At 70.5% G+C, this 17609-nt stretch carries 18 protein-coding genes (1 of these 18 running past the window's edge); 14 read left to right on the top strand and 4 right to left on the bottom strand.

From position 1 onward, the window contains the following. The first annotated feature begins 8 nt into the window (after positions 1-8). From ACVTJA_RS34365 to ACVTJA_RS34355, 3 genes are all read left to right on the top strand, one after another. A complete protein-coding gene (locus ACVTJA_RS34365; protein WP_465840581.1) occupies positions 9-815 on the top strand; it encodes an LpxI family protein in 807 nt (268 codons plus the stop codon). Positions 816-1043: 228 nt separating this feature from the next. Further along, a complete protein-coding gene (locus tag ACVTJA_RS34360) occupies positions 1044-2066 on the top strand; it encodes an OmpA family protein (protein WP_465840579.1) in 1023 nt (340 codons plus the stop codon). Positions 2067-2092: 26 nt separating this feature from the next. After that, positions 2093-2563 carry a hypothetical protein gene (locus ACVTJA_RS34355; protein ID WP_465825926.1) on the top strand — a complete coding sequence of 157 codons (471 nt, stop codon included), beginning with the start codon at positions 2093-2095 and terminating at the stop codon, positions 2561-2563. Here the strand turns inward: ACVTJA_RS34355 and ACVTJA_RS34350 are convergent. The 3 genes from ACVTJA_RS34350 to lpxB are packed head-to-tail and all read right to left on the bottom strand — an operon-like array spanning position 2556 to position 5072. Then, entirely contained in the window at positions 2556-3182 is a 627-nt protein-coding gene (locus ACVTJA_RS34350; RefSeq protein ID WP_465825923.1) for a MarC family protein, read from the bottom strand. The two genes, ACVTJA_RS34355 and ACVTJA_RS34350, sit on opposite strands and share 8 nt — an antisense overlap. A 15-nt stretch (positions 3183-3197) precedes the next feature. Beyond that, positions 3198-3902, bottom strand: a complete 705-nt coding sequence (locus tag ACVTJA_RS34345; RefSeq protein WP_465825920.1) for a polyprenol monophosphomannose synthase — start codon at positions 3900-3902, stop codon at positions 3198-3200. Between the two features lie 18 nt (positions 3903-3920). Continuing rightward, positions 3921-5072, bottom strand: coding sequence for a lipid-A-disaccharide synthase (gene lpxB, locus ACVTJA_RS34340; protein ID WP_465825918.1), 1152 nt, complete (start codon positions 5070-5072; stop codon positions 3921-3923). A gap of 58 nt (positions 5073-5130) precedes the next feature. Between lpxB and ACVTJA_RS34335 the strand changes: the two genes are divergently transcribed. From ACVTJA_RS34335 to ACVTJA_RS34290, 10 genes are read left to right on the top strand one after another with little or no spacing between them, the layout of a single operon-like run. After that, entirely contained in the window at positions 5131-7014 is a 1884-nt protein-coding gene (locus ACVTJA_RS34335) for a DUF4388 domain-containing protein (protein ID WP_465825916.1), read from the top strand. A 2-nt stretch (positions 7015-7016) separates the two neighbouring features. After that, positions 7017-8801 carry an ABC transporter ATP-binding protein gene (locus tag ACVTJA_RS34330; RefSeq protein ID WP_465825913.1) on the top strand — a complete coding sequence of 595 codons (1785 nt, stop codon included), beginning with the start codon at positions 7017-7019 and terminating at the stop codon, positions 8799-8801. Between the two features lie 23 nt (positions 8802-8824). Further along, a complete protein-coding gene (locus tag ACVTJA_RS34325) occupies positions 8825-10048 on the top strand; it encodes a PHP domain-containing protein (RefSeq protein WP_465825911.1) in 1224 nt (407 codons plus the stop codon). Positions 10049-10069: 21 nt separating this feature from the next. Continuing rightward, a complete protein-coding gene (locus ACVTJA_RS34320; RefSeq protein WP_465825909.1) occupies positions 10070-11353 on the top strand; it encodes a 3-deoxy-D-manno-octulosonic acid transferase in 1284 nt (427 codons plus the stop codon). After that, positions 11350-12351, top strand: coding sequence for a glycosyltransferase family 4 protein (locus tag ACVTJA_RS34315; protein WP_465825907.1), 1002 nt, complete (start codon positions 11350-11352; stop codon positions 12349-12351). Before ACVTJA_RS34320 ends, ACVTJA_RS34315 begins: the two co-directional genes overlap by 4 nt. A 4-nt stretch (positions 12352-12355) precedes the next feature. Then, positions 12356-13384, top strand: coding sequence for a glycosyltransferase (locus ACVTJA_RS34310; RefSeq protein ID WP_465825906.1), 1029 nt, complete (start codon positions 12356-12358; stop codon positions 13382-13384). Continuing rightward, positions 13381-14469 carry a tetraacyldisaccharide 4'-kinase gene (gene lpxK / locus ACVTJA_RS34305; RefSeq protein WP_465825905.1) on the top strand — a complete coding sequence of 363 codons (1089 nt, stop codon included), beginning with the start codon at positions 13381-13383 and terminating at the stop codon, positions 14467-14469. The genes ACVTJA_RS34310 and lpxK overlap by 4 nt, the downstream gene beginning before the upstream one ends. Before the next feature lie 31 nt (positions 14470-14500). Beyond that, positions 14501-15514 (top strand): bifunctional heptose 7-phosphate kinase/heptose 1-phosphate adenyltransferase, encoded by a 1014-nt coding sequence (locus tag ACVTJA_RS34300; RefSeq protein WP_465825903.1) that lies wholly within the window; start codon positions 14501-14503, stop codon positions 15512-15514. Then, positions 15511-15999, top strand: a complete 489-nt coding sequence (locus tag ACVTJA_RS34295) for an adenylyltransferase/cytidyltransferase family protein (RefSeq protein ID WP_465825901.1) — start codon at positions 15511-15513, stop codon at positions 15997-15999. Before ACVTJA_RS34300 ends, ACVTJA_RS34295 begins: the two co-directional genes overlap by 4 nt. 3 nt (positions 16000-16002) lie before the next feature. Further along, on the top strand, positions 16003-16200 hold the full coding sequence (locus ACVTJA_RS34290) for a Trm112 family protein (protein WP_465825899.1): 198 nt from the start codon (positions 16003-16005) through the stop codon (positions 16198-16200). Positions 16201-16203: 3 nt separating this feature from the next. Here ACVTJA_RS34290 and ACVTJA_RS34285 read toward each other — a convergent pair whose 3' ends face one another. Next, positions 16204-17310 (bottom strand): glycosyltransferase family 9 protein, encoded by a 1107-nt coding sequence (locus ACVTJA_RS34285; protein WP_465825897.1) that lies wholly within the window; start codon positions 17308-17310, stop codon positions 16204-16206. Positions 17311-17394: 84 nt separating this feature from the next. On the opposite strand from ACVTJA_RS34285, the gene ACVTJA_RS34280 reads away from it, so the two are divergent. Next, positions 17395-17609 carry the start of a YicC/YloC family endoribonuclease gene (locus tag ACVTJA_RS34280; protein ID WP_465825895.1) on the top strand. Its footprint extends 664 nt past the window's final position, so only the first 215 of its 879 coding nucleotides appear in the window; its start codon is at positions 17395-17397; its stop codon lies off the right edge, out of view.

Below are 17609 nucleotides of genomic sequence, written 5' to 3'. Positions count from 1 at the left end.
CGTCGGCGGTGGAGCGCATCGGCCTCATCGCGGGCAACGGCCAGCTGCCCTTCCTCTTCGCGCGCGCGGCGCGTGCGCGGGGCCTGGAGGTGGTGGCCGTGGCGCACCGGGGAGAGACGGACCCGGCGCTGGCCTCGGAAGTGGCGCTGCTCACCTGGGTGCGGGTGGGGCAGGTGGACCGCATCCAGAAGGCCTTCCGTGACGCCGGCGTGAAGCAGGCGGCCATGGCGGGTGGCATCGGCCGCGTGCGGGCGCTGAAGGAGGCCCGGCCGGATCTGGGCGCGGTGCGCATCATCTCCAGGCTGCGCACCTTCCGGGACGATGCGCTCTTGCGCGCGGTGGCCGCGGACTTCGAGTCGCGCGGCGTCACCATCATCGCCCCCACGGACTTCCTCGGCGAGGTGCTGTGCCCGGAAGGGCACCTCGCGGGGCCGAAGCTCCACCCGGCGCAGGAGAAGGACGTGGCGCTGGGGCGCGAAGTCGCGGTGCTGCTGGGCCAGGCGGACGTGGGCCAGACGGTGGTGGTGCACAACGGCCACGTGCTCGCGCTGGAGGCGGTGGAGGGCACGGACGAGACCATCCGCCGCGGCGGCAAGCTGAACGGCAAGGGCGGCGCGGTGGTGGTGAAGCGCTGCAAGCCGCAGCAGGACCTCCGCTTCGACTTGCCGGCGGTGGGCCCGCGCACGCTGGACGTGATGAGGGAAGTGGGCGCGAAGGTGCTGGCGCTCGAGGTGGGGCGCACGGTGTTGCTGGACGCGCCGGCCCTCTTCGCCGGGGCCGAGTCCGCGGGCATCACGATTGTCGGCGTGCCGTGAGCGTCAGCGCGCCAGCCGGGTCCTGGAGTTGACGGGCCGGGCAGGGCCTGCCTCCCTGGCTGCTTCTCCTCGTGGCTCCCGCATGGATGAATACCGTCGCGGCTCAAACGTCCCGTGCCGGGAGCGTTTCGCTGGGAAGAGCCTCGTCCTAGCCTGCCACGGAGGAATCCACCCACCCGGGCCCCTGTGTGCCCGCTTGCTCGTGACGCCGGAGGTCGACGCCGCGTGATGAATCCCCGCTTGCTGTTACTCAGTGTGGCCCTGTCCCTACCGCTGCCCGCGCTGGCGGACGCCATCCGCGTCGAGCTGGAGGGCAAAGCCGCGCTGGGGGAGAAGCTACCCACGCTGCTCGTCCACATCGAGGAGCCCATCGCCGGCTTCGAGGTGAAGCTCAAGCGCAGCGACGGCCAGGAGGTGAACCTCAAGGGCGGCGGCAAGCCGGGAGTCACCCGCCGCATCGAGCTGGAGCAGCCGGAAGGGCGCTTCCACTACCAGGGAGAACTGGTGGTGCGGTTCCCGGATGCGGAGTCCGGCAGCATGCCGCTGTCCTTCGACACGGAGCTGTACGGCTCGCTGAAGCTGGAGGTCCGCAAGGAGGACGTGGACGTCGCGGGGCGCAAGCTGCGCTTCACGCTCAACCGTCCAGCCGCGCGGGTGGAGCTGACGGTGTTGATGGACACCGGGAAGAAGGCCTTCGAGGGAGAAGTCCCCTTCAAGGGCGAGCCGGCGGGCACGCCGTTGGAGCTGACCTGGCCGAAGGAGGAGGGCCGGGTGATGAAGCTCTCGCTCAAGGCCTTCGACACGTCGGAGTTCTACACGGGCCTGGACCTGTTCCCGTGGCAGGTGGACATCCCGCACGAGGAGGTGAGCTTCGCCTCGGGTAGCGCGGACGTGCCGGCGGGGGAGCGCGGCAAGTTGGACAAGAGCCACGCGCTCATCGCCGAGGCGCTGGCGAAGTACGGGCGCTTCGCGGCGCTGCGGCTGTACGTGCTGGGCCACACGGACACGGTGGGCTCCACGGCGGACAACCGTGAGCTGTCGCTCAAGCGGGCGCGCAGCCTGGCGGCGTACTTCCGGAAGAAGGGCCTCCGGGTGTCGGTCTTCTACGAGGGCTTCGGAGAGCAGTCGCTGGCGGTGGTGACGCCGGACGAGACGGCGGAGGCGGCCAACCGCCGCGCCGAGTACATCATCGCCGTGGAGGATCCGGTGCTCCAGCAGGTGCCGTATCCCCCTCGGTGGCGGAAGCTGTGACGGTGAACGACTTGAGGAGAAGACGGATGAGCCGATTCCACCGGATGGCCTGGGCCGCGCTGGGACTGGGACTGCTGGGAAGCGCGGGCTGCGCGCACCACGCGGCTCGCGTCGTGGTGACGCATGAGTCCGAAGCGGAGAAGTGCCAGCTCGTCCAGTCGGTGCTGAAGGAGCCCGCGCCTTCGCAGCTCCTCAACGAGGTGGCCTCGGAGGGCCGCGAGGAGCCCACGCCGGTGGTGGTCTACGTGCGCCGTCCGGAGCAGTCCATGCTGGAGCGCTTCTTCGTGGGCGACGAACCGCTGTGCGGCAACACCACCTTCAAGGTGGTGCAGGACAACGTGCTCGACGCCGTCGTCGTGTACCTGCAGGAGGTGCAGGACGGCTACGCGTACGACGCGCACCGCGCGGGGCCGCAGGAGCTCTCCATGGAGGGCAGGCCCCAGGGCCTCGTGAAGCGCGACGGCCCGGCCTGGGTGGCCTCTCCCGGCCCTATCTGAGCAATTCCTTTCCGCCGTCCGCGATGAACTGGACGGCAATCGCGGCGAGGATGAGCCCCATCACGCGCTCGACAATCGCCACGCCGGACTGGCGCAGCACGCGCTGAATCATCCCGGACGCGCGGAGGATGAAGTAGGACGCGACGAACGTCAGCACGATGGCGGCCAGCACAGGAATCGCGGACGCCAGCGAGTCCCCCTTGGCCATCAACACCATCGCGGTGGCGATGGCGCCCGGTCCGGACAGCAGCGGAATGGCCAGCGGGACGATGGCCACGTCCTCCTTCACCACGCCCTCCTGCTCCTCGGTGGGAGTGGTGCGCGTCTCGGACGGACGGGCGCGGAGCATGTCCAGCGCGGTGATGAGCAGCAGGATTCCGCCGGCCACGCGGAAGGCGCCCAGCGACACGCCGAACACCTTGAAGATGACGCCGCCGAACAGGGCGAAGAACAGCATCATCCCGCACGCCACGAGACAGGCCCGCATCGCCGTGCGGCGCACCTTCTCCTGCGAGTCCCCGGCCGTCATCGCCAGGAACAGCGGCACCACGCCCACGGGGTCCACCACGAAGAAGACCGCCGACAGCGACACCAGGAACAGCGACAGGTACCCCGACATGACACGCCTCCGGGGCTACACCTTCAGCCGCAGCTTCCACACCATGGTGAGGGCCTCGGCGAAGATCTTCTTGCTCATCTTCGAGTGACCCACGCGGCGGTCCTCGAAGACGATGGGAATCTCTCGCACGGTGAAGCCCTTCTTGAGGGTGCGGTACGTGAGCTCAATCTGGAACGCGTACCCGGTGCTCTTCACCGCATCCAGGTCGATGGACTCCAGCACGCGGCGGTGGAAGCACTTGAAGCCGCCGGTGAGGTCGCGGATGCCCACGCCCAGAATCGAGCGCGCGTAGAGGCTGCCGCCGCGGCTGATGAGCTGCCGGCCCACGCCCCAGTTCACCGTGCCGCCGCCCGTGACGTACCGCGAGCCGAGCACCAGGTCCGCGCCCGCCTGGGCCGCGTCGAGGAAGCCGGAGAGGTAGCGCGGGTCGTGGCTGAAGTCCGCGTCCATCTCCAGGATGTACGTGTAGCCCTCGGCCAGCGCCCAGCGGAAGGCGGCGAGGTACGCGCGGCCCAGGCCCTCCTTCTTCTCGCGGTGCAGCACCCGCACGCGCGAGTCCTTGGCGGCGAGCGCATCGGCGAGCTGCCCCGTGCCGTCGGGCGAGTTGTCGTCGACGACGAGGATGTCCACGCGAGGGTCGGCCTTCAGCACCGCCTGGACGATGGCCTCGATGTTTTCCCGCTCGTTGTAGGTGGGGATGCAGACCAGGGCAGGGTTCATGACCCGGCCGGACATACCCTAAACGGAGCGCGGGGGCAGCAGCTCCAATACAGCTTCTGCAGCGCGGGTGGCGGCCCCGGCCTCGCCCAGCCGGCCGCGCATTTCCGCCAACCCCCGCAACATCTCGTCGCGGGGGGCGCCCGGCGTCCACACCCGGCGGACCTCCTCGGCGATGCGCTCGGGCGTCATCTCCCCCTGGAGCAGCTCCGGCACCACCTTCCGGCCTGCCAGCAGGTTCACCAGCGAGACGAAGGCCACCTTCAGCATCAGCCGGCCCACCCAGTACGTGATGAGCGACACGCGGTAGACGACCACCAGTGGACGCTGCATCAGTCCGGCTTCCAGCACCGCCGTCCCCGACGCCACCACCGCCGCGTCGCTCGCCCCCACCACCTCGGGGGCGCGTCCGTCCACCAGCACGGGGGACAGTCCGCTGCCCTCGAAGCGGGACGTCACCTCCTCGCGGGGGATGGTGGGCGCCACGGGCACCACCACCTGCAGCCCGGGGCGCTCGGCGGCGAGCCGCTTCGCCGCGTCCACCATGTTGGGAAGCAGACGCCGGATTTCGCTCATCCGGCTGCCGGGCAGCAGCGCGAGGGTGGGGGCGTCCTTCTGGAGTCCCAGCCGCTCGCGGAAGGCGGCGGCGGTGTCGGGCGCGGGCACCTGCTCCACGACGGGGCTACCTACGTAGCGGGCGCTCACTCCGGCCTCCTGGTAGAAGGCCTCCTCGAAGGGGAGGATGCAGAGCATCCGGTCCACCAGGCGCTTGATGGTGCGCACCCGGCCCCGGCGCCAGGCCCAGATCATCGGCGAGACGTAGTAGGCCACCGGGACGCCCAGCGCCTTGAGCTTCTCCGCCAGTCGCAGGTTGAAGTCGGGGATGTCCACGAGGATGGCGACGTCCGGGCGGCGCTCAGCGGCGGCCTGGGCCAGCCCCTTCAGGATTTGGAGGATGCGGGGGATGCGGGGGAGCACCTCGGTGATGCCCATGACGGACACCTCGCGGGCGTCATAGAGCAGCTCCACCCCCCGTGCGGCCAGGCGGGAGCCGCCCATGCCGAAGAAGGTGAGGTCCGGGCGGCGGGCCTGGAGGGCAGCGACGAGCTCGGCGGCGTGGGTGTCGCCGGAGGCCTCGCCGGCCACGACGAGGATGCGGGGCGGGGGCGTCATGAGGGGCCGCGCATCGTACCTGATGCGCGAGCGGGTGAAGGTGTAGAGTGAGGCACCCTTGAAGACGCTTCTGCTCGCCGAGAGCCATCCCCCCACGCTCGAGCACCTGAAAGGCCTGCTCTCCCAGGCCGGGTACACCGTGCGCGCGGTGAATGACCCGGTGACGGCGATGGAGCACTTCGCGGCGGACAACCCGGCGGTGGTGGTGCTGTCGGTGGACCTGCCCCGTGTGGAGGGCGCGCACGTGGTGCACCTCATCCGTGCCCACAGCCAGGGCGCGAGGGTGCCGATTGTCGCCATCGACAAGGGGCACCTCGGACGGGCGCGCGGCGTGGCGTCGGTGTTGGACCTGAAGGTCAACGCGTACATCGCGGACCCGCTCAAGCCGGGCGAGCTGGTGCCCAAGCTGGAGTCGCTGGTGAAGGCGGCCCAGGCCGTGCCGCTGAGCGGCCTGGCGGCCACCCTGTCCAAGCCCGCCGTCAACTCGGGGGACTTGAAGGGCTACCCGCTGCCGGGGTTGTTGCACTCGCTCTACCGGCTGCGCCGGGACGGTGTGCTGGTGGTGGCGCACCGGGACTTGAGCCGGCGGGTGTTCTTCCTGCGCGGCGCGGCGGTGAGCTACGACTCCTCGTCGAAGGTGGACTCGCTGCCGCGCTTCCTGGTGGACCGCAAGGTGCTCACCCCGCAGCAGGCGGAGCGCGTGACGGAGTCGCTGGCCTCCGGGCTGCGCATCGGCGCCGCGCTGGCGGTCGAGGGCGTGGAAGCAGCAGGTGAAGAACTGTTGCAACTGCTGCGCGATTACACCCGGGACAGACTGGAGCGTGTGCTGGGCATGCGCGAGGGGCGCTACGCCTTCTACGCGGGGGACGAGTTCGCCGCCGAGGTGGCCGCGGTGGAGGTGCCGCCCCTGGCCCCGGTGTTGGCGGGCGCGCGGCGGTGCTTCCCGCTGAAGGTGATGGCGGCGTCGCTGCGGGCCAACCTGGGCGAGTACCCGGTGCGCTCGTCCGAGTTCGGGCGCGACCTGCAGGCCATGGCGCTGGACACCGATGACCTGAAGATTGCGATGCAGGTCAACGGCCGCATCGTGCTCAGGGATTTGCTCGCGCACGGGCGCGGCGAACTGGGCACGGCGGTGTCGCTGCTCTGGTTCCTCAAGCTGACGGGCGGGGTGACGTTCTCCCCGACGCCGGTGGCCACGGGGACGGACGTGCTGTCCAACGCGGTGCTGCCGGACCGGATTGCGCCGCGCAAGCGCAAGGCCCTGCCCGCGGAGACGGCGGCGTCCCTGCGTGAAGAGGCGGTGCGCATCATCACCCGCAGCTACTTCGGCAGCCTGGGGCTGGACATCGCCGCGGACACGGAAGCGGTGGAGCGCGCGTACCACGAGACGGCGATGCGCTTCCATCCGGACACGCATGCCGAGTTCGACATTTCGGACCTGAGGGACTTGCTGGAGTCGGTGCAGGAGAAGCTGTCGGCCGCGTACCGGGTGCTGAGCGTGGAGGAGAAGCGCAAGGCGTACCTCCAGTACCTCTTCAGCCGGCTGGACGTGGGGCGCAACACGGCGGTGGCGGTGGAGGCGGAGATTGCGCTGCGGCGGGGCGAGGCCGCGCTCAAGCGTCGCGACTTCACCACGGCGATGCTCGCCTTCGAGGAGGCCGTGGAGGCCAACCCCAACGAGCCCGAGTACTACGCCTGGCTGGCCTGGGCCACGTACATCGCGGCGCCGGGGGCCCTGCTGGTGCGCGCGCAGAAGGCGCAGAAGGTGCTGAAGAAGGCGCTGTCGTTGGGGCCGTACGTGGAGCGGCTGCACATCATCGCGGCCATCATCGACACGGACCTGGGTGACGCGCCGCTGGCGCGCAAGAAGCTGCTCAAGGTGCTGGAGTACAACCCCTATTCGCAGCTCGCGAAGGCGGCGCTGCGCAAGGTGGGCCGTTAGCGATGTTGCCTGTGCTGCTGCGGTTGCTGCGCTATGCGCGCCCGCACGTCGGTGTGCTCATTCTGGCCTTCGTGGGCTCGGCGGCGGTGGCGGCGGCCATGGGCGCGTACGCGTACCTGACGGGGCCGGCGCTGCGCTTCCTGCTGTCCGGAGGGCAGGAGGGCTTCGCGAGCGCGCAGCGCGTGCCGTGGCTGGCGGACCTGCCGCGCGAGGCCGCGCTGTGGGGCTTCCCGGTGCTGATGCTGGTGGTGGGCGCGGCGAAGGGCGTGGGGTACCTGGGCCAGTTCTACTTCATGGGCCTCTTCGCCCAGCGCGTGGTGAAGGACCTGCGCCGCGAGCTGTTCCTGAAGCTCACGTCGCTGTCACCGTCGCAGCTCGCGAAGCTGCGCACGGGGGATTTGCTCAGCCGCTTCTCCTCGGACGTGAACGCCGTGGAAGCGGCGGCCATGTATACGGTGGGCGCGTACATCCGCGACAGCCTGCAGGCCGTCATCCTGACGGGCGTGGCGCTGTCGATGAGCCCGGTGCTGGGCTCGGTGATGTTGTTCGTGGTGCCGCTGGCGGCGCTGCCGGCGTCGCGGCTGATGCGCAAGGTGCTGAAGCGCACGCGCGAGGGACAGACGCAGCTCGGCAATCTCGCGGGGCAGCTCCACGAAGGGCTGGGCGGGCTGCGGACCATCCAGGCCTTCAATGGCCAGGAGGCGGAATTGGCCCGCTTCTCGGCGCACGCGGAGGCGCACGAGAAGGCGGTGGTGAGCGCGGCCTGGGCGCGAGGCGCGGTGCCGGGATTGATGGAGGTGCTGGCGGCGGCGGCGCTGGCGGGAGCGCTGGCGTACGCGGCGGGCGCGAAGCTGATGCCGCCCGAGGCGCTGCTGTCGCTGCTGACGTCGGTCATCCTGGTGTACCAGCCGGTGAAGGAGCTGGGCCGGGTGACGCAGTTCGCGGTGCAGGCGGGCGCGGCGGGAGAGCGCCTCTTCGCGCTGCTGGACCTGAAGCACCCGGTGGAGGACGCACCGGATGCGGTGCCTGCGCCGAAGCTGTCGCGGAGCATCGTGCTGGAGGGCGTGCGCTTCTCCTACGGCGAGCGCCAGGCGCTGGACGGCCTGACGTTGGAGCTGAAGGCGGGGCAGGTGACGGCGCTGGTGGGAGGCAGCGGCGGCGGCAAGAGCACGGTGACGTCGATGCTGCTGCGCTTCGAGCGGCCGCAGCAGGGCAAGCTGCTGCTGGATGGAGTGGACGCGGACCGCTACACGGCGGCGAGCGTGCGGGAGCAGTTCGCGCTGGTGACGCAGGAGCCGCTGCTCTTCCAGGGCACGGTGCTGGACAACCTGCGCTACGCGAAGCCGGACGCCACGAAGGAAGAAGTGGAGGCGGCGGCGAAGGTGGCGCACGCGGATGGCTTCATCCGAGCGCTCCCGGAGGGCTACGACACGCGCATCGGTGAGCGCGGGGTGACGCTGAGCGGAGGCCAGCGGCAGCGGCTCTGCATTGCCCGCGCGGTGCTGGCGAAGGCTCCGGTCCTGGTGCTGGACGAGGCGACGAGCAGCCTGGACCCGGAGAGCGAGCGCGAGGTGCAGGCCGCGCTGGCGGCGGTGTTGCCGGGGCGCACGGCGCTGGTGATTGCGCACCGGCTGTCCACGGTGGTGAACGCGGACGTGCTGCACGTGATGGAGGCGGGCCGGGTGGTTGAGCGCGGCACGCACGCGGAGCTGCTCCAGAAGGGCGGGCGTTACGCATCGCTGTGGCAGATGCAGACGCAGGGCCCCATGGAGAAGGGCGCGGCCTGACCCGGAGTCGGTAGCAGGAGAGCATGGTCATGAGCCGCGTCCGCACAGTGCTGGCAAAGGGGCTTCGGGCCGTGCTGGGCCTTCTGCTCCTGCTCATTGGCATCGCGGGCTTCTTCGCGCTGCCGGCCTCGCTCGCGAGCTACCCGGTGGTTCCGCCGAAGGAAGGCACTCCCAGGTGGGTGCGCGGTGCGTACCACGTGCACACGACACGCTCGGACGGTAGGGGCAGCCCACAGGAGGTGGCCCGCGCCGCGAAGGAGGCCGGCCTCGACTTCGTCATCCTCACCGACCACAACGACTTCAAGCCGCCCGCGCCGGCCTGGGTGGACGGGGTGCTGCTGGTGCCCGGAGTGGAGATCTCCACCTCCTCGGGGCACCTGGCCGCGTTCGGCATGGAGCGGCCGCTGGAAGGCGTGCGCCAGTGGATGCCGCCCGGAGACGCGGTGAAGGCGGTGGTGGCGGCGGGAGGCACGGCCGTGCTCGCGCACCCGGTGCAGAAGCGCAACCCGTGGACGGATGACGCCAGTGCGAAAGAGGCCCCGGGCTTCGAGCTGTACTCGGCGGACACCTTCTTCCGTCAGGCCGTGAGCAGTCCAGTGAGCCGTCTGCTGCCCGCGGTGGGCGCGTACCTGGGCAACCCGGGGCATGGGGTGATGCTCCTCGCCAATCCGGAGCCCGGGCCGACAGCGCGCTTCATGGAGCTCTCACGTGAGCATCCGCGAATCGCGTTCTGCGCTCACGACGCGCACGGGCTGCCCTCGTACCAGGCGGTCTTCGAGTCCATGGCGATGTATCTGCCATCGGAGCTCGTCCCATCCTCGCTGCCGAAGGACGCCACCGAGGCCTCGGCGCGAGTCACCAAGGCACTCGGAAGTGGGCGAGCCATCTGTGCCTTTCGTGCCCTGGGCGAGCCCGAGGGTTTCGCACTGAACGTCTCGGCCCCGGGGCACGGTGAGGCGAGGGCGGGCGAAGTGCAGCAGGGCACAACCCCAGAGTCCCGCGAAGCGAAGGTAGGAGACGTGCTGGAGGTGCGCATGCCCGGCAACCCTGAGGATGGCACGGTGCGGGTCCAGGTGTGGGGAGACGGAAAGCTCCGTCCGGACGGAAGGTCCGTGGAGCTGACGGGGCCGGGAGTGGTGCAGGTGGAGGTGTGGGCCCGGGCCCCGGGGCGCTTCTTCGGGAGGGAGTGGCGCCCGTGGATTGTTCCCAGCCCCGTCCGCGTGGTGCCGCGAGGGCCGGGCATCTGATAGAGGGCGCGGGAGCCGCCCATGCGCCTCCTGTACATCCTCGCCAGCTATGCGCTCTTCGCGCTCCTGTTCCCGGTGCTCCTCGTGTACCGGAAGACGCGCCATGGGCTGAAGGAGCGGTTGGGCTTCTACGGTCCGAGCAGCCTGCCCGCGCGAGGTGACGGCCCGGTGCTGTGGCTGCACGGCGCGAGCGCCGGAGACCTGCTCGCCCTGTCCCCGATGTTCGGCCCGCTGCGAGCGCGCTTCCCGGGCTGCCAGCTCATCCTCTCGACGATGACGGACAGCGGCTACGCGATGGCGAAGGGCCGGCTGGCGAAGGACATCGACGGGGTGGTGTACGTGCCCTACGACCTCTGGGGCGCGACGCGCCGGGCGGTGAAGGCCATCCGTCCCGACGTGCTGGTGCTCGAGTACACGGAGATCTGGCCCAACCTCATCCGAGCGGCGAAGCGAGGAGGCGCGCGGGTGGTGATGACGAACGGGCGTTTCTCCCCGAAGAACCTCGAGAAGTACCGCCGCCTGTTCAAGCTCATCGGCAATCCGTTGCACGACCTGGACCTGCTGCTGATGCGGACGGACGAAGAGGCCGAGCGAGCGAAGAGCCTCGGAGCGCGTTCCGAGTGGGTGAAGGTGACGGGCAACACGAAGTTCGACTCGCTGGCGGGAGGCCCCGCGCGAGAGGACGAGACGCTGCGGAGCGCCCTGGGCCTCGAATCGGGAGCCCGCGTCTGGATTGCCGGAAGCACGCACGAAGGCGAGGAGGAGGTGCTGCTCGGCGTCTACCGCAGGCTGCTGGAGAGGTGGCCGGACCTGCGCCTGGTGATTGCACCGAGGTACGTGGACCGTGCGGCGCGCATCGTGGCGCTCGCGCAGGAGAAGGGGCTGACGGTGGGCCTGCGCTCGAAGGGCAACCCCGAGCGCGGTCAGGTGGTGGTGTTGGACACGATTGGTGAGCTGTCGAGGGCGTACCGGCTGGCGACGGTGGTGTTCGTGGGAGGCTCATTCACCCAGCGGGGCGGGCAGAACATCCTGGAGCCCGCGGGGCAGGGGAAGCCGGTGCTGTACGGGCCGCACATGGACAACTTCCGGGACAGCGTGGAGCTGCTGACGGGCCAGGGCGGGGTGCAGGTGCGGGACGGAGAAGCGCTGCACGCGACGCTCGCCGAGTGGCTCGCCGCGCCCGAGAAGCTCGCGAGCCTGGGCGAGCAGGCGCAGGCAACGGTGCGAAGAATCTCCGGAGCGAGCGAGAGGAACGCCGAGGCGATGATGACGCTCTTTCCCCACGGGAGGCCGGACCCGCGATGACGCTCATCGTCCATCCGCACTTCCACAAGCGGTACACGGGGGTGACGCGCCACGTGGAGTCCGTGGTGCCCGCGCTCACGAGGGACTCGGAGACACGGGTCATTGGCTCCGGCCTGAGCGACGGCCTGCCGAGAATCACCTGGCCCGAATTGCTTCGCCGTGCGCGCACGGAGCCGGTGGTGTGGCACGCGCACCGGAACAACGAACTGCTCGCGGGAATGGTGCTGAAGCTGCTGGGGCGCAAGGTGCGGCTCGTCTTCACGAGGCACACCTCCATGGCGCCGAGCGGCTTCACGCGCTTCATCGCGAGGGGCGCGGACGCGCTCGTCTCGCTGACGAAGCAGGTAGCCGAGGTCATCGCGCTGCCCTCGACGGTGATTTCCCACGGCATCGACCTGACGCGCTTCCACCCGCCCGAGGACCGGGACGAGGCCTGGCGCCGGCTCGGTCAGGGCGGGCGCTACGGAATCGGAGTCATCGGCCGCATCCGCAAGGAGAAGGGGCAGGGCGACTTCCTGGAGGCCGTGCGTCCGCTGTTGCCAGAGCAGCCCGACTGGCAGGCGGTGCTGGTGGGCCTGGCGAAGGGAGCGGACCTGGACTGGGTGAACGGGCTGCGCGCCGGAATCGAGGACCGGGTGTCCCTGGCCGGAGAGCAGTCGGTCATCGAGCCCTGGTACCGGGGACTGAGCATCCTGGTGCATCCGTCCTACGCGGAGGGCTACTCGCTGGTGCACGTGGAGGCGATGGCCTCCGGCTGCTGCGTGGTGGCCTCGAAGCTGCCGTACCTGGACACGCTCATCGAGCACGGCCGCACGGGCTTCTTCTTCGAGCCCGGAGACGTGAAGGCCCTGCGCGAATTGCTGTCCATGCTGATGCGCGAGCCGGAGCGAGCGCGAGAGGTGGGGCGCAACGCGGCCGAGGAAGCAAGGCGCCGGTGTGGAGTGGAGCACGAGGCGCGGGCACTGGGAGACCTCTACCACGCGTTGGTGGGGCGCTGAGCGGATGCGAATCCTCCACCTGCTCGCGAGCCCCTTCTTCAGCGGCCCCGCGGAGAACGTGGCGCTGCTGGCTCAGGCACAGCGTGACGCCGGGCACGAGGTGACGGTGGCGGTGGACCGCAGGCGCAAGGACGTGCCGGCGGAGGAGCCCGCGGTGCCGCGCTTCCGCGAGCTCGGGCTGCTGGACGAGGGAGGCTTGGAGCTGTCGGTGAAGTCGCCCCCGTGGAAGATGTGGAGCGACCTGCGCCAACTGCGGAAGCGGGAGGTGGACGTGGTGCACTCGCACTTCAGTCACGACCACCTGCTAGCGAGGTGGGGCCGCCCCCGAGGCGCCGTGCTGGTCCGTTCCCTCCACGCGCCCCGCTCTCTACGAGCCTCGCTGCCGAAGGCAGACGCCTACACGGTTCCGGCGAGCGCATTACTCCCAAGGTTGAGGGAGAGCGGAAGGACTGCTGAGATTCTGCCCGCACTGGTGGATTCGAGATTCCACCCGGCGAATGACAGACACGCCCTGCGCCGCGAGCTGGGAAGCGCAGGCCAGCCGGTACTGGGCATGGTCTCCACCTTCCAACCATCGAGGCGGCACGAGTTGGGAGTGAATGCATTCGCCCTGTACCGGAAGCAGCGTCCGGATGCGCGTCTCGTGCTCGTGGGAGACGGAGCGTTGCTGGAGCAGACGCGACGGCAGGTGACGGAGCTCGGCCTGGAGGACGCCGTCACCTTCACGGGCTATCAGCAGGGTGACGCCTTCGTGCGCTGGCTCCAGGCGCTGGACGAGGTGTGGTTGCTGGGCCTGGGCAACGACTGGAGCGCGAGGGCCGCGGCCCAGGCCCGAGCCTGCGGAGTGCGAGTGGTGGCGGTGGAGGAGGGTGCATTGCCAGACCTCGCGGATGCACGAGTCCGCACACCGACGCCAGAGGCAGTCGTCTCCGCCGCGCTCTCTGGAGAACGAGCCCCGATTGCGCACCCGACGAACGCGCGAATCGCAAGTGACGTGCTGGCGCTCTACGAACGAGCGAGGCACGCCCGGTGAGCACCGCGCCGACCGAAGCACCCACGGCCATCGAGCGCGTCTTCTACCCGCCGGCCCCCGAACCCTGGGGACGCCGCGCCCTTCTTTCCCCCCTCACCGCGGTGTCCTGGACCTACGCGGCGGCGATACACCTGAGACGAGCCCTCTACGACTCAGGCCTGTTGCGAGCCGAGCGAGTGGAAGGCCTTCGAGTCATCTCCGTGGGCAACCTCAACGTGGGAGGTACGGGCAAGACACCGGCGGTGCTCCATCTCTCGGAGCTGCTGGTCCGAGCAGGGCGTAAGGTCGGCATCCTCACGAGAGGCTACGGCCGGGGCTCGCGAGAGCCCCTGACCTTCATCGGCACGGAGCCGCTGCCGTCGGTCGATGACGCGGGCGATGAGCCACTTCTGCTCGCACGCCGCTGTCCTCAGGCACGTCTCTTCGTGGGAGCGGACCGGGTCGCCGGAGCGTATCGAGCCAGAGACGAATTCGGCCTCGACACGGTGCTGCTCGACGACGGGTTCCAACACCGGAGGCTCGCGAGAGACGAGGACCTCGTCGTGGTGGACGAGGCGGTGGGGCTGGGCAACGGCCACATGCTTCCCCGCGGCCCACTGCGGGAGCCGCGCTCCTCCCTGCGCCGAGCCACGCTGCTCTGGGTTCGCGCCGCATTCTCCGAGGCAACGACCAGCGCGGACCTGCCTCCGAGCACACCGCGAGTCCGCACGCGCTACCTGCCCACGGCCTGGCTCGACCCCTCGGGAAGGCTCCACCCCACCGATGCACTGGCAGGGCAGCCCGTGCTCGCGCTCGCGGGGCTTGCCCGGCCGGGAGGCTTCCTGAGGACCCTGCACTCCCTCGGTACGGAGGTGCGGGACGCAGCGCTCTTCCCGGACCATCACCGCTTCACGGTGGATGAGCTCCGCGACGTCCAGGCCCGAGCCGCCCGACAGGGCGCACGCGTGGTGACGACGGAGAAGGACGCGGTGCGTCTGCCACCTGGCTTCGAGGCATGGGTGGTCCGGCTCGGAGTGGAGGTGCTGGAAGGCGAGTCCCACCTGCGCCGGGCGCTCGGGCTGGCGGACGCACCGCGCGACTTGTGAGGCGCGGAGGGCTGTGGGACAAACCGCCGCCATGGCCGCAGTCTCGCCCGCTCGCTCGTTGCCTTCGCCCTCTCGCCTGCCGCTCGCCTTCGCGCGCCGCCGGGTGCTGCTGGTCGGGGACCTGGTTGCCGACCACTACATCTACGGTCAGACAGACCGCGTGAGCCGTGAAGCTCCCGTGCTCATCGTCCGCTACGAGTCCGCGGAGGTGAAGCTCGGAGGCGGCGCCAACGTGGCGGCCAACGTCCGCGCGCTCTCCGGGCAGGTGACGGCGGTGGGCGCGCTCGGAGCGGACGAGATGGGCAACGCGCTCCGCCGTCTCTTCGACGAGGCCGGTATCCGCCTCCACGCGGTGGGCGGGCGCGGCATCGAAACGGAGACGAAGACGCGCATCCTCGCCGGCGGGGTGAGCACCACGCGTCAGCAGATGCTGCGATTGGACCGGGGCCAGCGAAGCGCGCTGCCGCCGCGCATGCGCAAGGCACTGGCGAAGCAGGTGCAGGAAGCGGCGCGAGACGCGGACGCGGTGGTGGTGTCCGACTACGGCGCGGGCGTGCTGGGAGACGAGGTGCGCCAAGTCCTCCGGAGCCTCGCGGCGGACGGCCTGCCGGTGTGCGTGGACAGCCGCTATGCCTTGGCCTCCTTCGCGGGGCTGACGGTGTGCAAGCCCAACGAGCCGGAGCTCGAGGCACTCTCCGGGCGCCCCGTGCGCACGGAGGAGGACCTGCTGGAAGCAGGACGCGCGGCCCTGCGGAGACTCGATTGCCGGGCGCTGCTGGTGACGCGAGGCCGGCATGGAATGACGCTCTTCGACGCGGAGGGCGGGGTGGACCACATCCCCGTGCACGGCGCGAAGGCGGCGGTGGACGTGACGGGCGCGGGAGACACGGTGATTGCGACCTTCGCGCTGGCCCTGGCCGCGGGAGCCACCTTCGGCGAGGCGGCACGGCTGGCGAACGTGGCCGGAGCGCTGGTGGTGCAGAAACCGGGCACGGCGACGGTGTCGAGAGACGAGCTGCTCGAAGAGCTGCGGAGCGTGAGATGAGCACCCTGGACAAGCTGCAGCCGCTCGCGAAGGTGGCGGAGGAGCGCGAGCGCTGGAGGGCCGAGGGCCGCACGGTGGCGCTGGCCAACGGCGTCTTCGACCTGCTGCACGTGGGCCACGTGCGTTACCTGGAGGGAGCCCGGGCGCTCGCGGACGTACTCGTGGTGGCGGTGAACTCGGACGCGTCCACGCGAGCCTACAAGGGCCCGGGCCGCCCCTACATCCCCGAAGCCGAGCGGGCCGAGCTGGTGGCCGCGCTCGCCTGCACGGACCGGGTCATCGTCTTCGACGAGCCCAATGTGCGGAACATCATCCGCGCCCTGAAGCCGGACGTGCACGTGAAGGGCACCGACTACACACCCGACAGCATCCCCGAGGGCGACGAGGTCCGCGCATACGGAGGCCGCACGGCGGTGTCCGGAGACCCGAAGGACCACAGCACCACGGAGCTCGCGAGGCGCCTCGGCCGTGAGGGGACGAAGTAGCCCGTGCCGCCCCTGGACGCGGTGCTGACATCCGTCCTCGGTTGTCCACGGTGCAAGGGCCCGCTGACGCTGCACGAAGCCGGGGCACGCATCGAGGTCCACTGCCCCCGCTGCCACTGCGCCTGGCCGGTGGAGGACGGAATCCCGAGGATGGTGCCCGAGCGGATGTCGAAGACGCCGCCCGAGACCAGGCCCGAGTAGGACCTACCGCGTCGACGAATCGCGCAGCGCCGAAGCGAACGCCCGCGCCTCGTCCGAGGCACGAGCCTCCAGCCCTTGACCGCCCGTCTCATCCACGAGCGCGGTGAGGTCCACCATCCGGTGCGGTGCATGGGCATGGCCCCAGCGCTCCATGTCCATGCGGAGGAAGAAGGCCAGCGTGGGCGCGCCCACGGCCACCGACAGGTGCATGGGCCCGGTGTTGTTGCACACGGTGAGCCCCGCGGCGCGCATGAGCGCGGCGAGCTCATCCAGGTTCGTCGCGGGAGCGAGCCGGGCACCGGGAGCCGCCTCCACCACGGAGCGGGCAAGCTCCTCCTCCCCAGGGCCCCACGTGACGATGGGAACGCGGCCCAGCTCCAGCAGTGTCCGCGCCGCGGCGGCGAAGGCCTGTGGCGGAATGCGCCGGGGCCCCAGTCGCCCACCCGGGTTGATGACCGCGGAGGCAGAACCGGCGTTCGCCTCCAGGTACGCGCGGATGGAGGGCCCCACGGCCGGCTCGCGGAAGGACAGGCCCCGCGTCACGGCACCGCCAGTCAGCGGAGTGAGCAGGTGCGTGCGCTGCACGGCCTCGTTGCGGGTGTCCTGCCGCGCGGGCACCGACAGCGAGTGCAGGAGGGACACCGGCCACACGCCCGGGCCGATGACCACCGCGCGGGGGCCCGCCATGCGAGACACGAGCGCGCTCGTCACCGACGGGGACTCCCAGTTGGCGCAGTCCACCACCACGTCGTAGCGCGCGCGGCGTAGCGCACGGATGCCGGGCGCCAGTGGCCCCATCCAGATGCGCCGCCGGTCGAACGCGATGACCTGGTCCGCGTCCGGATGTCCGGCCAGCACGCGCGCCACCTTCGCGTGGACGAGCACGTGTACCTCCGGCGCGGGGTGCACGTGCGCCTTGAGGGTGCGCATCAACGGGGTGGTGAGGAGCGCCTCGCCCACGCGGTTGTCGGGCCGCACGAGCAGCACCTTCCGGGGGACGGGCAGGGAACTTCCGGGGCGGCGACGGCGGCCGGGGCGCCAGAACAGGGCGGACGCCACGAGCGCCAGCGCCAGCTTCGCCCACAACTCGAGCCGCTTGTGCCAGGACATCTCGGCGGCGGACCCTACACAGAAACGGATGGCGTGCAAGCGCGCGGCTTGACCTGGGAGCCGAAAGCCCCTAGCAACCGCCCAATGCTGAAGAGCATGACCGGGTTCGGAGCGGGCCGCGCGCGTGTGGGGGACGAAGAGGTCTCCGTCGAGCTGCGCTCGCTCAACCACAAGTTCTGCGAGGTGAAGGCGCGCCTGCCCCGTGAGCTGTCGGCGCTGGAGCCAACGGTGACGAAGCAGGTGAAGGACCGGCTGGCCCGTGGCTCGGTGGAGCTGCTGGTGAAGCGTCAGTCCCCCAC

The organism is Pyxidicoccus sp. M6, from assembly GCF_055568925.1.
Note: the sequence above shows the minus strand (reverse complement) of the source record. Positions and strands in the feature narration are given on the sequence as shown.